Raw genomic sequence first — 13,488 nt, forward strand, 5'->3', positions numbered from 1 at the left:
ACCAATGGCCGCCCACCGATGTCGTCATCTTTCGTCAACAAGATCGCCAAGCGCGAACGCCCAGCGTGCGCCCACCCCGGTGATCGTCACGGTGCGCTCGTCGGTGTCGCCGGAACGGGAAATCACGATCTCCAGCCGGTCGTCGGCCAGCCCCTCGGCCAGCCCCCGCCCCCATTCCACGACGGTCACCGATTCGGCGATCTCGGCGTCCAAGTCAAGATCATCGAGTTCGGCGAAACCGTCCAGTCGGTAAGCGTCGACGTGCACCAGCGGCGGCCCCCCGGCCAGCGGCGGATGCACCCGCGCGATCACGAACGTGGGCGAGGTGATCGGGCCGCGCACCTTCAGCCCCTCGGCGATGCCCTGCGTCAGGGTGGTCTTACCCGCGCCGAGGTCGCCGGTCAGCACCAGCAGGTCCCCGGCGCGCAGCCCCCCGGCCAGGCGCAGCCCCAAGGTGCGCATGTCCTCCGCGCTCGGCACCCGCACCGTCACGGTGGCGTTCGCCGGCGTCTCCCCCGAACCGCGCTCCCCGCTCGCTCCCGTGCCCGTCTCCGTGCTCGTCTTCGGGGCGCCCTGCGGGCGCCGCCCTGCCTCCTCGCTCAAGCGGTGCGCTCCTCGTGTCGGGGCTGGACGCGTTCGAGCAGCCGGCGCAGCCCGCCGGTGACGACGCCCGGATACTCCAGCGGCAGCACGTGCCCGGCGTCGCCGACCTCGATCAGCTCGGCGTCCGGCAGCGCCTCGGCGATGCGCCGCGAGTGCTCGGGCGGGGTGAGCCGGTCCCGCCCGCCGGCCAGCACCAGCACCGGGACGCGCCCGATCGGCTCCAGCGCGCACACCTCGTCCAGTGCCATCAGCGCCGGGTAGAACTCGGCGATCACGTCGATCGGGGTGGCCCGGATCATCTGCTCCAGGAAGTCCACCACCGTGGGGCTGACGTGCTTGTCGGCGAAGGCCATCTTGCGGGTCACCACGAACGCGATGTCGCCGGCCAGGCCGCGGGCGCGGTCGACCAGCTGGGCCTGGCGACTGAGGCCGCGGATCGCGCCGCCCGCCAGCGGGCGCAGCGCCTTGGCCAGCACCAGCGGCAGCCCCAGCGTCAGCTCCGTCATGTCGCCGCAGGAGGTGTTGATCAGGGCGACCCCGGCGACGCGCAGCCTGCCGCGCTGGGCGCCGAACAGCTGCGGATGCCGGTCGGCCAGCGCCATGATCGACATGCCGCCCATGGAGTGGCCCACCAGCACCACCGGCGAACCCGCCGGGACGGTGGCGCGCAGCACCGCGTACAGGTCCTCGCCGGTCTGCGCGATCGTGGCGTGGGCGGGCTTGCTGCGCCCGGACCGGCCGTGGCTGCGCTGGTCCCAGAACACCAGGCGCGGCCGGCCGAGGCCCGGACGCGGCGTGGGCAGGTCGCGCCGCTGGTAGTGCCAGGCGTCCTGGTTGAGCGTGTAGCCGTGGCAGAACACCACCGTGATCGGGGCGTCGTCGGGCCCGTCGACCTCCACGTACAGCGGCAGGCCGTCGTCGGCGTGCACGGTCAGCGGACGGCCGCGCAGCTCACCGAACGGCTCGCCGGCGTCGGGATCGGGCCGCAGGCGGCGGCGCCCCACGGCCAGCTGCCGCAGCCCCACCGCGGCACCCACGCCCGCCGCTCCGATGCCCGCGACGGTACCGGCGATGCCCAGCTTTCGTCTGCTACCCATGCCTGACCCCTTCGTGCGGCCGCGTCGCGGACCGCCCCGCGTAGACCCGGGGCACCCGGGCACCGATGCGGGTGACGATCTCGTAGGAGATCGTGCCGAGCGCGTCCGCCCACTCCTGCGCGGTCGGCTCGCCCCGGTCGCCGGGCCCGAACAGGATGATCTCGTCCCCGGCGGCCAGGGCGTCGTCGCCCAGGTCGATCACGAACTGGTCCATGCAGACCCGGCCCGCGATGCGGCGGCGCCGCCCGCCCGCCAGCACTTCCAGGAGGTTGGAGCCGTGCCGGGGGATGCCGTCGCCGTACCCGACCGGGACCACGGCCAGGGTGGTGTCCCGCTCGGTGAGGTAGGTGTGCCCGTACGACACGCCGCTGCCCGCCGCGACCCGCTTCACCAGGGCCGCGCCGGCCGACAGCGTCATGGCGGGCCGCAGCCCGAAGTCGCCGAGCTGCGGCACCGGCGTCAGCCCGTAGGTGGCGATTCCGGGACGGACCAGGTCGAAGCGCGCCTCCGGCAGCGTCAGCGTGGCCGCGGAGTTGGCCAGGTGCCGCACCTCGGGCCGCACCCCCGCCTTCTCGGCGTGCTCCACCATCTCGCGGAACACCGCGACCTGGCGGGCGTTGGCGGGATGGCCGACCTCGTCGGCGCACGCCAGATGCGACATCACACCGACCACGCGCAGGTGCCCGGCGGCCTCCTCGGCCAGCGCGGCGTCCACCAGGGCGGCCCAGTCGTCCGGGGCCGCACCGCCCCGGGACATGCCGGTGTCGGCCTTGAGGTGGACGCGGGCGGGCCGCCCGGCCCGCACCGCCGCCTCGGCGATCTCCCGGACCAGCCGGACGCTCCCGGCGGCCAGATCGACGTCCGCGGCGACCGCCCGCTCGAACGGCTCCCCCGGCGTGCAGAGGCAGACCAGCGTCCGCACCCCGGTCACGCCCCCGCCCCGCAACCGCAACGCCTCGTCGAGCTTGGCCACGCCCAGCCAGGAGGCCCCGCCCGCGAGCGCCGCCCAGGCCGCGGGCACCAGGCCGTGCCCGTACGCCTCGGCCTTCACCATGGCCATGACCTCGGCACCGCCGGCGTGCTCACGCAGCAGCGCGATGTTCGCGCCGATGGCTTCCAGGTCGATGCGTGCCTGCGCTGGACTGCTCATGATTCCCCAGTGTGCCGCGCCGGAAGCCGTGGCCGGACCATATCGCTGCCCTTCCTGCCTGCTCACGGCCCTGTACGGCGGCATCCTGCGTTCCGTTCCCGCCCGGCGACGGTGCCGGGCGCGTTCCAGCGCACATTTGAACACCTATGGGGTTCCTACCCCCATGAGGACGTCTACGCCCCACCGATCGGTTCGCCACTGACCTGCCATTCAGGAAATGCAGTTCGGTATGGCGGTCAGGACACGGCGCGGAAGGCGTCGGGCAGGGCGGTGATCACGTCGCCGGCGCTGATGGGCGCCTCGGACGAATGGCCCGTCCCGTCCCCGACCGGGCCCCGAGCGGCGATGCGGGCGGCCAGACCGTGCAGATAGGCCCCGGCGGCCGCGGCGTCCAACGCGGACATCCCGCCCGCCAGCAGCGCGCCGATCAGCCCGGACAGCACGTCCCCCGTGCCCGCGGTGGCCAGGCGGGGCGTGCCGGTGGGGTTGACCCGGACGGGACGGTCCTCCTCGGCGACCAGCGTGGTCGACCCCTTCAGCAGCACCGTGGCCGACAGCTCCGCGGCGGCCCGCCGGACGTGCTCCAGCCGCCGCGCCTCGACCAGCTCCCGCTCCACGCCGAGGATGCGCCCCAGCTCCCCGGCGTGGGGGGTGAGGATGGTGGGCGCCTCGCGCCGCAGCAGGTCGCGGCGGCGGGCCAAAATCGTCAGCCCGTCGGCGTCCACCAGGACGGGAAGGTCGGTGCCCAGCGCCGCTTCGAGCAGGGACTCGGCCTCCGCGCCGGTGCCCAGCCCGGGCCCCACAACCCACGCCTGGACGCGGCCCACGCGCTCCAGCGCCTTGACCCCGCCGACCCCGGGGGGAAGCACGGTGGTGACCGCTTCGGGCCACCGCCGGCGCACCAGTTCCACGGGGCGCTCGACGGAGGCGAAACGCACCATGCCCGCGCCGCCGCGCACCGCCCCGCCCGTGCACAGCACCGCCGCGCCGGTGAACTCCTCGCCGCCGGCCAGGATCCCCACCACACCGCGCCGGTACTTGTCGGACTCCGGACGCGGCTCGGGCGGCTGCACGTCCACCGGCCAGGCCGCCACCACGTCGGGGTCGGGCAGGTCCGGGCCGAGGCCGATGTCGACCAGCTCCACCACGCCGCAGCAGGCCGCGCCGGGGTCGATGAGCAGGCCGGGCTTGTAGGTGCCGAACGTGACGGTCACGTCCGCGTGCACGGCCACGCCGTCCACCCGGCCCGAGCTCGCGTCCACCCCGCTGGGCACGTCGCAGGCCACCACGACGCCGGTGGCATGGGAGGCGAGCACGGCCAGCGTGGCGTGCGGCTCGCGCAGGCCGCCCGTCCCGCCGATGCCGGTCAGCCCGTCGATGATCAGGTCGGCCGCCTCGATCGCCGCGGCCGCGGACGGGGACACCGCCGCGCCGTCCAGCCGGTCCAGCACGCGGCCGCCGGCGGCGCGCAGGGCGGCCAGCCCGCCCCGGTGGGTCCGGGCGCCGGCGGGAACGGCGGTCACCCGGGCGCCCCGGCGGGCCAGCCGGGCACCGGCGTAGAGGGCGTCGCCGCCGTTGTCGCCGCCGCCGACCAGCAGCACGACGTCCGCCCCGTACACGCGCGGCAGCAGCCGGGCGCAGACCGCGGCCAGTCCGGCGGCGGCGCGCTGCATGAGCGTGCCCTCGGGCAGCCGGGCCATCAGGACCCCTTCCGCAGCGCGGACCTTGCCGACCTCGTGCGCGTACCTCATCCCCGGCTTCCTCTCCGCCCTCGCCTGCACATAGGCCTCTGAAGTACCACTGTCCCCACGCGCGTCACGATCATCGTCCGGGGGCGCCGCCCGCTCCGACGATCACCTTCAAGACTGCCATGAGGCCCGGAATGCGGCTCCGCCGCTGCCTTGAAGGCGTCCGGTGAGGCAGACTGCAATGGCAAAAGGTGTTCGGGGTCTTCGTTGGGGCGGAGTAAACGCAGCATGAGCGCAACCCCACGTCCGTCCGTCAGGCAGCAGCGCCTCGCCGCCGAGCTGCGCCGGTTGCGTGCGCAGAGCGGGTTCACCGGCGACGAGGTGGCCGATCGCCTGTCCTGGTCGACCGCCAAGGTCAGCCGGTTGGAGAACGCCCGCACCGGCGCGCGGCTGAGCGACGTCGAGATGCTCCTGGAGCTGTACGGGGTGAACGGGCGGCGCCGGGCCGAGCTGATCGCGCTGGCCCGGGACGCGGCGCAGCGCGGCTGGTGGGAGGACTACCCCTGGCTCGACCCGGGGTACGCGCAGCTGATCTCGCTGGAGACCGAGGCCGACGCCGAGCTCCAGTGGGAGAATGTGGTCGTGCCCGGCCTGCTGCAGACCGAGTCGTACGCCCGGCACGTCGTCGGCGGCTGGAACTACCTCGACCGCCGCATCTCCCCGCAGGAGATCGAACGCCGGATCGAGCTGCGCATCCGCCGCCAGGAGGTGCTGCGGCGCCCCGACCCGATGCGGCTGGAGCTGGTGCTGGACGAGGCGGTGCTGCACCGCCGGGTCGGCGACGCGGCGGTGATGGCCGAGCAGATGGAACATCTGCGCCGCTCGGCGGAGTTGCCGCACATTTCTTTGCGCATTCTGCCGCTGGATGGATTTCATGCCGTCATGGAGCCCTCCTTCACCCTGCTGGAGTTCTCCGATATCTACGACGTGCAGTTCCCCGACATCGTCTACTCGGAGACGCTGACGATGGACTACCTGACCGACGAGTCGGTCAGCTTCCGGGCCCGGCTGGCGCACCAGCAAATGAGCGAGGACGCGCTCGATCCGGTGGAATCTCGCATCCACCTCGCGGCCGCCAGGGACATGTGGCGCAGCCGCGTCTGACCCGCCGCCGCGCAGGTCAGTACGGCTTTGCATAACAAAGGTCAAATCCGCGGACGTTTCCCGCGGGCATCATGAAGACCACTGAGCATTTCTGCTAGGGTCGCCGTGTCTGGCGTCCGGCAGCACCCCTCCGGACATCGAGACGCGCAGTTTCGGTCCGTTTACCGCGACGGCCGCTGCGACACTCGACGCGTATTCGCGAATTCGCATCCAACACGAATCGGACATATATCTTCTGAAAGGCGCAAAGTGGCGTCAGGTAATATTAACAGGGGCAGCTGGCGGAAAAGCTCGCGCTGCGGCGGGAGCACGACCTGCGTCGAGGTCGCCGCGCTGCCCGGCGGGGTGATCGGCGCCCGCGACTCCGCCCGCGACGGGGGTCCGGAGCTGAGCTTCTCCGCGACCGCGTGGAGCTCGTTCGTCTCGCAGGTCAAGCGGGGCCGCTTCGACCTCACCGGGGACGCCGGGACCCGCTGATCGCATGGCCGGTGCCGTCGACATGAACGGCGGCACCGGCAGGACACAGCTTTCTGTCCCATCCGCCCGACGACATGTCGTATATCAAAGGGTATATAAGGCAATGTCGGCATGTAGCCGCCAGCCCTTGTGAGGATGTTCGCCGGGAGGCGCCAATGGGGCAGCAGCAGGAGGCGTCGGCGCACTGGAAGAGCAGCGGCCGCTGCGGCGGCAACGGCACGTGCGTCGAAGTCGCCCGCCTCGACGGCGGCGCGATCGGGGTTCGCGACAGCGTCCTCGGCGCGTCCGGACCCGTGCTGAAGTTCGCCCCGGCCGAGTGGCGTGCCTTCGCCTTCAGGATCAAGGCAGCCGCCGAGCCCTGATCGGAACTCGGCACCGCTACCCGCGCGCCGGCACGTCCACCGCCCGCCCCGGGCGACTCCCCAGGCAGGCCGCAGACAGCGGCGCGCGGATGCGGCACGGCCGCTCCTCGCGCAGCGCCGGCAGGCGTCGGCGAGGAGCGCCGTATGCGTGGCAGGTGAGCCCGCGGCGGACGCTGGACGCCCGCCACGGGCGAACCCGCCGCGAACGCCGGAGGCTCGCCGCGGGTGAGCCCGTCATGGGCGTCGCAGGCGCCGGACATGCGGCTCGGCACGGCCGCGCGGGATGTCCGGGGGCGCCGGGGGTGCCCGGCGACCCGCCCGGTTCACTCCACGGTGACGGACTTGGCCAGATTGCGCGGCTGGTCGACATCGTGCCCCTTGGCGGTGGCCAGCTCGCACGCGAACACCTGCAGCGGCACGGTCGCCACCAGCGGCTGCAGCAGCGTCGGCACGGCGGGCACGCGGATCAGCGTGTCGGCGTACGGCTCGACCGACGTGTCGCCCTCCTCGGCGATCACAATGGTGCGGGCGCCGCGGGCGCGGATCTCCTGGATATTGGAGACGATCTTGTCGTGCAGGACCGCCCGGGCCCGCGGCGGCACCACCACCACGACCGGCAGGTCCTTGTCGATGAGCGCGATCGGGCCGTGCTTGAGCTCGCCGGCGGCGAAGCCCTCGGCCTGCATGTAGGCCAGCTCCTTGAGCTTGAGCGCGCCCTCCAGCGCCACCGGGAAGCCGACGTGCCGGCCGAGGAACAGCACGCAGTGGCCGTCCGCCAGGGAACGGGCCAGCTCGCGCACCGGCTCCATGGTCTCCAGGACCTTCTCCACCTTCTCCGGCATCCGCTCCAGCAGCTGGATCATCGCGAACACCTCGTCGCCCCACTTGGTGCCGCGCACCTGCCCCAGGTACAGGGCGATCAGGTACACCGCGACCAGCTGGGTCAGGAACGTCTTGGTGGCCGCGACGCCGACCTCGGGACCGGCGTGGGTGTAGAGCACGCCGTCGCACTCGCGCGGAATCGTGGAGCCGTTGACGTTGCACACCGCCAGCACCCTGGCGTGCTGCTCGCGGGCGTGCCGGACCGCCATGAGCGTGTCCATGGTCTCGCCGGACTGGGAGATCGCGATGACCAGGGTGGTGCGGGTCAGGATCGGGTCGCGGTAGCGGAACTCGCTGGCCAGCTCCACCTCGCAGGGCAGCCCCGCCCAGTGCTCGATGGCGTACTTGGCGATCAGCCCGGCGTGGTAGGCGGTGCCGCACGCCACGATGATGATCTTGTCGATTTCGCGGAGCTGCTCGTCGGACAGCCGCATCTCGTCCAGCACCAGGCGGCCGTCCGCGCCGATCCGGCCGAGCAGGGTGTCGGCGACCGCCCGCGGCTGCTCGGCGATCTCCTTGAGCATGAAGTAGTCGTAGCCGCCCTTCTCGGCGGCCGACACGTCCCAGTCGACGTGGTATTCGCGGATCTCGGCGGGACGGCCGTCGAAGTCGGTGACGGTCACGCCGTCGCGGCGCAGCTCGACCACCTGGTCCTGGCCCAGCTCGATCGCGTCCCGGGTGTGGGCGATGAACGCCGCCACATCGCTGGCCAGGAAGTTCTCCCCGTCGCCGACCCCGACGACCAGCGGCGAGTTGCGGCGCGCGCCCACCACCCGGCCGGGGTCGTCGGCGTGCACCGCCACCAGCGTGAACGCGCCCTCCAGGCGGCGGCACACCCGGCGCATCGCCTCGGTCAGGTCGCCGCCGGCGCGCGGCAGCTCGTCCTCCAGCAGGTGCGCGACGACCTCGGTGTCGGTGTCGGAGTCCAGGGCGTGCCCGCCCTCGTCCAGCTCGGCGCGCAGCCGGGCGAAGTTCTCGATGATCCCGTTGTGGACGACCGCGACCGTCCCGGCGCAGTCGGTGTGCGGGTGGGCGTTGCGGTCGTTGGGCGGGCCGTGCGTCGCCCACCGGGTGTGCCCCACGCCCAGCGTCCCGTCGGGCAGCGGGTCGTTCTCCAGCGCTCCGCGCAGGTTGACGAGCTTGCCGGCGCGCTTGGCCGTGGCCAGCTTCCCGTCGGCGAGCACGGCCACACCGGCAGAGTCGTAGCCGCGGTACTCCAGCCGCGCCAGCCCCTCGACCACGATGTCCAACGCCGGCCGGTCGCCGACGTACCCAACGATTCCGCACATGGCGGCAAGCCTATTGGGTGCCGGCTCATGGGCCCCACCAGCGAATGCCAAAGTGAACGGCTACAGCGTGTACGGATGGTGAACTGCGGGAGACGCCCTTGCGGCTCGCCCCCGGCGCGGCGGAACAATGGACTGACGGCTAGGGTGTCAGCCCATGACGAGCGGATGGGACGCCGTGCCGAGCCCCTACGTAGAGCTTTCCCGAGAGCAGTGGCGGGCGCTGCGCGAGAACACCCCGCTGCCCCTCACCCCCGAAGAACTGGACGCGCTGCGCGGAGTGCGCGACCCGATCGACATCACCGAGGTCGAAGAGGTCTACCTGCCGCTGTCGCGGCTGCTGAACCTGTTCTTCGTGGCCGACGGGCGGCTGCGCGACACCGTCAGCGGGTTCCTGGGCGAGCCGGTGCGGCCCACCCCGTTCGTCATCGGCGTGGCGGGCAGCGTGGCGGTGGGCAAGTCGACCACGTCGCGGCTGCTGCGGACGCTGCTGGCGCGCTGGCCCGAGCACCCCAGTGTGGAACTCGTCACGACCGACAGCTTCCTGTACCCCAACGCGGTGCTCACCGAACGCGGCCTGATGGACCGCAAGGGGTTCCCCGAGTCCTACGACCGGCGGGCGCTGGTGCGGTTCGTGCAGTCCATGAAGGCGGGCGCCGCCGAGCTGGACATCCCGGTGTACTCGCATCTGGAGTACGACATCCTGCCGGACGAACGGCAGACCGTGCGGCGTCCCGACATCCTCATCGTGGAGGGCCTCAACGTGCTGCAGCCCTCCCCCGCCGGGACGCTCGCCGTCGCCGACTTCTTCGACTTCTCCATCTACGTGGACGCCCGCGTCGAGGACATCCGGCACTGGTTCGTGGAACGGCTGTTCGCACTGCGCCGCACCGCGTTCAGCGACCCGCGCTCGTACTTCCACCGGTACGCCCAGTTGGACGAGGACGAAGCCGCCGCGTTCGCGCAGCGGGTGTGGCGCGACATCAACGAGATCAACCTGGTGTCCAACATCCTGCCGACCCGCGGCCGCGCCACCCTCGTGCTGCACAAGGCCCGCGACCACAGCGTGCAGCGCGTCCGGTTGCGCCGCATCTGAGCCGCGCGCTACTCCGCACCGGCAACCGGCAGCGTGCGCAGCCGGGCGACGGCCAGCACGCAGCCCGCGACGGCGACCGCGGCCAGCAGCGCCAGGGCCACCGGAAGCCGCACGGTGGACGTCACCGCCGACGCGTCGGTCAGCGCGTCGGTGACCGACATCGCCCATTGCTGGACCGACGCCGAACGCGCCCCCGGCGCCACGCTGCCCAGCAGCGCCTCCCACACCAGCGCATACAGCAGGCCGATCGTGACGGCGTTGCGGCTGAGCACGGCCAGCGCCACGAACAGCGAGGTGTAGGCGATGCCGCCCACCAGTACACCCGCGGTGAAGGCCGCGGCGACCTGGGCGGTGGTTCCGGTCAGCACCAGCCCGGCCAGCAGCGTCGGCACCACTCCGAACGCCACCACCAGCACGATCGCCACCGCCAGTTTGGTCAGCACGATGACCCGCCGGGGGATCGGCTTGGTCAGCACGTACATGATCTGGCCGTCGTCGATCTCCGGGCCGATCACGCCGGTGCCGGCGATCAGCGCCAGCAGCGGCAGCAGCGTGGCCAGGCCGAACCGCTGCAGCACGCCCGCCGACACGTCGAGGTCGGCGACGTCGGCGGCGCGCAGCCCGATCGCCAGCGCCAGCAGCAGGAACGGCAGGACGAGCAGCAGCAGGGCGCGGCGCCGCCCCAGCATGGCGCGAAACGTGATCGACGCGATCGTCGCGTTCATCGGCTCACCAGGTAGGAGAAGACGCTTTCGAGGGACTCGTCGGACGGGGAGACCTCCAGCAGGCGCACGCCCGCATCCCGCGCCAGCCGGGGCAGCAGCCAGGTGAAGCGCTGGAAGTCGACGGCCTCCACCTCCAGGCCCTGCTCGGTGAGGTGGACGCCGCGCGACGACCCGTCGGCGATGATCGCGGCGGCCAGCCGGCGGTCGTCGGCCGAGCGGACCAGGAAGCGGTGCGGCCGGTCGGTCATCAGCCGCCGGATCGCGCGGAAGTCGCCGGAGGCGGCGTGCCGGCCCGCCACGATCACCTCGATATGCCCGGCCAGCCGCTCCACCTCCTCCAGGATGTGCGAGCTGAACAGGATGGTGCGGCCCTCGGCGGCCATGGCGCGGATCAGCTCCATCAGCTGCAGCCGCTGCCGCGGGTCCATGCCGTTGAACGGTTCGTCCAGCAGCAGCACGGGCGGGTCGTGCACCAGCGCGGAGGCCATCTTGATGCGCTGCTTCATGCCCTTGGAGTAGGTGCCGATGACGCGCTCCTGCGCGTGCTCCATCTCCACCAGGGCGATGGCGCGGCGCGCGGCGGCGGCCGGGTCGGGCAGCTTGTGCAGCTTGGCCATGGCGACGACGAACTGGCGGCCGGTGAGGAAGTCGTAGGCGGTCTCCCGTTCGGGCACCAGGCCGAGCGACCGGTACACCTCCGGGTTCCGCCAGACGGGCCGCCCGTCCAGCTCGACCGTGCCGGACGAGGGCGCCAGGAAGCCGCCCATCATGTGGATCAGCGTGGACTTGCCCGCACCGTTGGGTCCGAGCAGGCCCGTCACGCCGGGGCCGATCGTCATCGAGACCCCGTTGACGGCGACGACGTTGCCGTACCAGCGCGACACGTTCTCCAGCCGAAGCTCGCTCACGACAGGCCCGCCTTCCGGAACCGCTGGTACAGGACGGGCACCGAGCCGACGACCAGCACGGCGCACAGCAGCAGCGCGACCAGGCCGCCGACCGGGCCGGGCGCCACCGCGGCCGACGACTGCTCGGCGCCCAGCAGCCGCACCTGCACGATGTCGACGAGGTTGAACGGTGTGAACAGCCCCATCCACCCGGCGAGGGCGAACTGGGTGCGCAGCTCGGCCAGCCCCTGCAGGATCAGCACGAACGTGGCGCTGAGCAGGTAGACCGCCACGACGGCGGCGACCCCGAAGCCGCGGCGCGGGGTGAACGCGGCGACCACCGTCCCGATCGCCGCCAGCACCAGCGCAAGCAGCGCGCACCCGGCCAGCGCGGCCAGGTACTCGGCCAGGTGCCGGGACGCGTGCGGCATCTTGTTGACCAGGCTGCCGATGTACATCACCGTGACCGGCACCGCCATCATCCCGAACAGCGCGGTGGCCAGGGCCCCCAGCTTGGCCAGCACGAAGTCCAGGTGGTCGACGGGGCGCGAGAAGTACAGCGGCACCACGCGGTGGCGCAGGTCGCGGGACACCAGCACGGGCGCCTGCGTGGCCAGGAAGATCGCGATGATGACCTGCAAACTGACCGCGTACTGGGAGTAGCGGATCGGCGGATCGGTCAGGTCGGCCAGCCCGACCGCGGCCACCGCGCCCACCGCGGGCAGCAGCATGATCGCGGCGAGCAGGAACGGCATGACCTTGGCGCGGGCCGGACGGCCGAGGCCGAAGGCGGCGCGCAGGTTGTGCACGTACATCGAGCGCAGCACGTACGCGCGGCCCAGGCGGCGGCCCTCGTAGCGCCGGTACCCGATGTCGTGGATCATGCTGGTGGTCATCGGGGTCCTCCGTGCGGGTACGCCCCGGACTGGACCGACGGGCCCGGTGGTCCGGGCGGCCCGGGTGGGCCGGGGGGTTGCGGCGGTCCGGCGGCGAAGACCTCCTCGATGCGGTGCCGGCGCTGCTCCAGCCGGATCAGCCGCAGGCCGAGGTCGGCGACGCCGTCGCGGATGAGGTCGTAGGTGTTCTCGTCGGCGACGTCGACCACCAGGAACCGGCCCTCGGGCCGCACCGCCAGCCCCACACCGGCCAGCAGCGCGCCGAGCCGGTCGCGGCCCTCGTCGACCTCGACGGTCAGCGATCCGCTGGCCGCGGTGTAGGCCTCGACGGCCTGCGAGCGCAGCAGCCGCCCCCCGTCGATGATCACGACGTGGTCGCAGATCCGCTCCAGCTCGCCCAGCAGGTGCGAGGTGACCAGCACGCTGATGCCGAACTCGGTGCCGATGCGCCGGATGAGGCCGAGCATCTCGTCGCGGCCGGCCGGGTCGAGCCCGTTGGTGGGCTCGTCCAGGAACACCAGCCGCGGGTCGTGGACGAGGGCCTGCGCCAGCTTGACCCGCTGCCGCATGCCGGTGGAGTAGCCGCCGATGGGGCGGTACCGCTCCTCGTACAGGCCGACGTGGCGCAGCGTGTCGGCGGCGCGTTCGCGGGCGGCGCCGGGCGGCAGCCCGCACATGCGCGCCATGTGCACGACGAACTCGGTGGCCGACACGTCGGGCGGCAGGCACTCGTACTCGGGCATGAAGCCGACCCGCTCGCGGATGCGCGCGCCGTCGCGGGCGATGTCCAGGCCGAGCACGCTGGCCCGGCCGGCGGTGGGGCGCTGCAGGCCGAGCAGGATGCGGATGAGCGTGGACTTGCCGGCGCCGTTGGCGCCGACCAGCCCGACGATGCCGGGCTCCACGGCCATGGTGAGGTCGTCCAGGGCGGTCACCCGCGGGAAGCGCATCGTCAGTCCCTGCGTGGCGATGATCGGCATGCGTACGAACCTAGTGGCTCGCGCGGTGCGGCACGTCCCCCTCAGGTCCTACGTCCGGGCGTCCGCTCCGTCCTGCGGAGGACCGCCGACGCCCATCCGCCCGCTGCAGACCGCCGCCGCGTCCAACCCGTAACCTCTTACCGTCAAATCACGGCAAATAGCGGTATAGCGGATCAAAACTAGAAAGCGGTGGGG

Annotated in this window: 13 protein-coding genes; 4 read left to right on the forward strand and 9 right to left on the reverse strand. The window is 72.5% G+C overall.

The features are described from left to right. Positions 1-24: 24 nt before the first annotated feature. The 4 genes from tsaE to QSK22_RS12345 all read right to left on the reverse strand — a co-directional run bounded on the left by tsaE (position 25) and on the right by QSK22_RS12345 (position 4,601). Positions 25-492 (reverse strand): tRNA (adenosine(37)-N6)-threonylcarbamoyltransferase complex ATPase subunit type 1 TsaE, encoded by a 468-nt coding sequence (tsaE, locus tag QSK22_RS12330; protein ID WP_285494359.1) that lies wholly within the window; start codon positions 490-492, stop codon positions 25-27. 107 nt (positions 493-599) lie between these two features. Beyond that, the gene (locus tag QSK22_RS12335) at positions 600-1,700 is read right to left on the reverse strand and encodes an alpha/beta fold hydrolase (protein ID WP_285494234.1); all 1,101 of its coding nucleotides are present in this window, start codon (positions 1,698-1,700) and stop codon (positions 600-602) included. Then, positions 1,693-2,850, reverse strand: coding sequence for an alanine racemase (gene alr, locus QSK22_RS12340; RefSeq protein WP_285494235.1), 1,158 nt, complete (start codon positions 2,848-2,850; stop codon positions 1,693-1,695). Before alr ends, QSK22_RS12335 begins: the two co-directional genes overlap by 8 nt. 236 nt (positions 2,851-3,086) lie before the next feature. Then, complete coding sequence (locus QSK22_RS12345) at positions 3,087-4,601, reverse strand: NAD(P)H-hydrate dehydratase (RefSeq protein ID WP_285494236.1); 1,515 nt, start codon at positions 4,599-4,601, stop codon at positions 3,087-3,089. Positions 4,602-4,826: 225 nt separating this feature from the next. Between QSK22_RS12345 and QSK22_RS12350 the strand changes: the two genes are divergently transcribed. The 3 genes from QSK22_RS12350 to QSK22_RS12360 all read left to right on the forward strand — a co-directional run bounded on the left by QSK22_RS12350 (position 4,827) and on the right by QSK22_RS12360 (position 6,541). Continuing rightward, positions 4,827-5,702 (forward strand): helix-turn-helix domain-containing protein, encoded by an 876-nt coding sequence (locus QSK22_RS12350; RefSeq protein ID WP_285494237.1) that lies wholly within the window; start codon positions 4,827-4,829, stop codon positions 5,700-5,702. Positions 5,703-5,951: 249 nt separating this feature from the next. Next, positions 5,952-6,179 (forward strand): DUF397 domain-containing protein, encoded by a 228-nt coding sequence (locus QSK22_RS12355; RefSeq protein ID WP_285494238.1) that lies wholly within the window; start codon positions 5,952-5,954, stop codon positions 6,177-6,179. A 155-nt stretch (positions 6,180-6,334) separates the two neighbouring features. Further along, positions 6,335-6,541 (forward strand): DUF397 domain-containing protein, encoded by a 207-nt coding sequence (locus tag QSK22_RS12360; protein WP_285494239.1) that lies wholly within the window; start codon positions 6,335-6,337, stop codon positions 6,539-6,541. Positions 6,542-6,864: 323 nt separating this feature from the next. Here QSK22_RS12360 and glmS read toward each other — a convergent pair whose 3' ends face one another. Beyond that, on the reverse strand, positions 6,865-8,712 hold the full coding sequence (glmS, locus tag QSK22_RS12365) for a glutamine--fructose-6-phosphate transaminase (isomerizing) (protein WP_285494240.1): 1,848 nt from the start codon (positions 8,710-8,712) through the stop codon (positions 6,865-6,867). Between the two features lie 154 nt (positions 8,713-8,866). Here glmS and coaA point away from each other — a divergent pair, with 154 nt between their 5' ends. Beyond that, entirely contained in the window at positions 8,867-9,805 is a 939-nt protein-coding gene (gene coaA, locus QSK22_RS12370; protein WP_285494241.1) for a type I pantothenate kinase, read from the forward strand. 8 nt (positions 9,806-9,813) lie between these two features. On the opposite strand, the gene QSK22_RS12375 is transcribed toward coaA, so the two are convergent. The 4 genes from QSK22_RS12375 to QSK22_RS12390 are packed head-to-tail and all read right to left on the reverse strand — an operon-like array spanning position 9,814 to position 13,293. Then, positions 9,814-10,530: an ABC transporter permease gene (locus QSK22_RS12375; protein WP_285494243.1), complete on the reverse strand. Its 717-nt coding sequence runs from the start codon at positions 10,528-10,530 to the stop codon at positions 9,814-9,816. Further along, a complete protein-coding gene (locus tag QSK22_RS12380; protein ID WP_285494244.1) occupies positions 10,527-11,438 on the reverse strand; it encodes an ABC transporter ATP-binding protein in 912 nt (303 codons plus the stop codon). The genes QSK22_RS12375 and QSK22_RS12380 overlap by 4 nt, the downstream gene beginning before the upstream one ends. Beyond that, complete coding sequence (locus QSK22_RS12385; RefSeq protein ID WP_285494245.1) at positions 11,435-12,313, reverse strand: ABC transporter permease; 879 nt, start codon at positions 12,311-12,313, stop codon at positions 11,435-11,437. Before QSK22_RS12385 ends, QSK22_RS12380 begins: the two co-directional genes overlap by 4 nt. Further along, on the reverse strand, positions 12,310-13,293 hold the full coding sequence (locus tag QSK22_RS12390) for an ABC transporter ATP-binding protein (protein WP_285494246.1): 984 nt from the start codon (positions 13,291-13,293) through the stop codon (positions 12,310-12,312). The genes QSK22_RS12385 and QSK22_RS12390 overlap by 4 nt, the downstream gene beginning before the upstream one ends. Positions 13,294-13,488 lie beyond the last annotated feature (195 nt).

It is taken from the genome of Actinomadura sp. NBRC 104425 (assembly GCF_030269545.1).
GTDB classification, from domain to species: domain Bacteria; phylum Actinomycetota; class Actinomycetes; order Streptosporangiales; family Streptosporangiaceae; genus Spirillospora; species Spirillospora keratinilytica.

What these genes read in the sequence shown, in the direction of transcription:
- QSK22_RS12335 (WP_285494234.1), bottom strand. Translation starts at nt 1,700, where the DNA reads ATGGGTAGCAGACGAAAGCTGGGCATCGCCGGTACCGTCGCGGGCATC.
- alr (WP_285494235.1), bottom strand. Translation starts at nt 2,850, where the DNA reads ATGAGCAGTCCAGCGCAGGCACGCATCGACCTGGAAGCCATCGGCGCG.
- QSK22_RS12345 (WP_285494236.1), bottom strand. Translation starts at nt 4,601, where the DNA reads ATGAGGTACGCGCACGAGGTCGGCAAGGTCCGCGCTGCGGAAGGGGTC.
- QSK22_RS12350 (WP_285494237.1), top strand. Translation starts at nt 4,827, where the DNA reads ATGAGCGCAACCCCACGTCCGTCCGTCAGGCAGCAGCGCCTCGCCGCC.
- QSK22_RS12360 (WP_285494239.1), top strand. Translation starts at nt 6,335, where the DNA reads ATGGGGCAGCAGCAGGAGGCGTCGGCGCACTGGAAGAGCAGCGGCCGC.
- glmS (WP_285494240.1), bottom strand. Translation starts at nt 8,712, where the DNA reads ATGTGCGGAATCGTTGGGTACGTCGGCGACCGGCCGGCGTTGGACATC.
- coaA (WP_285494241.1), top strand. Translation starts at nt 8,867, where the DNA reads ATGACGAGCGGATGGGACGCCGTGCCGAGCCCCTACGTAGAGCTTTCC.
- QSK22_RS12375 (WP_285494243.1), bottom strand. Translation starts at nt 10,530, where the DNA reads ATGAACGCGACGATCGCGTCGATCACGTTTCGCGCCATGCTGGGGCGG.
- QSK22_RS12385 (WP_285494245.1), bottom strand. Translation starts at nt 12,313, where the DNA reads ATGACCACCAGCATGATCCACGACATCGGGTACCGGCGCTACGAGGGC.
- QSK22_RS12390 (WP_285494246.1), bottom strand. Translation starts at nt 13,293, where the DNA reads ATGCCGATCATCGCCACGCAGGGACTGACGATGCGCTTCCCGCGGGTG.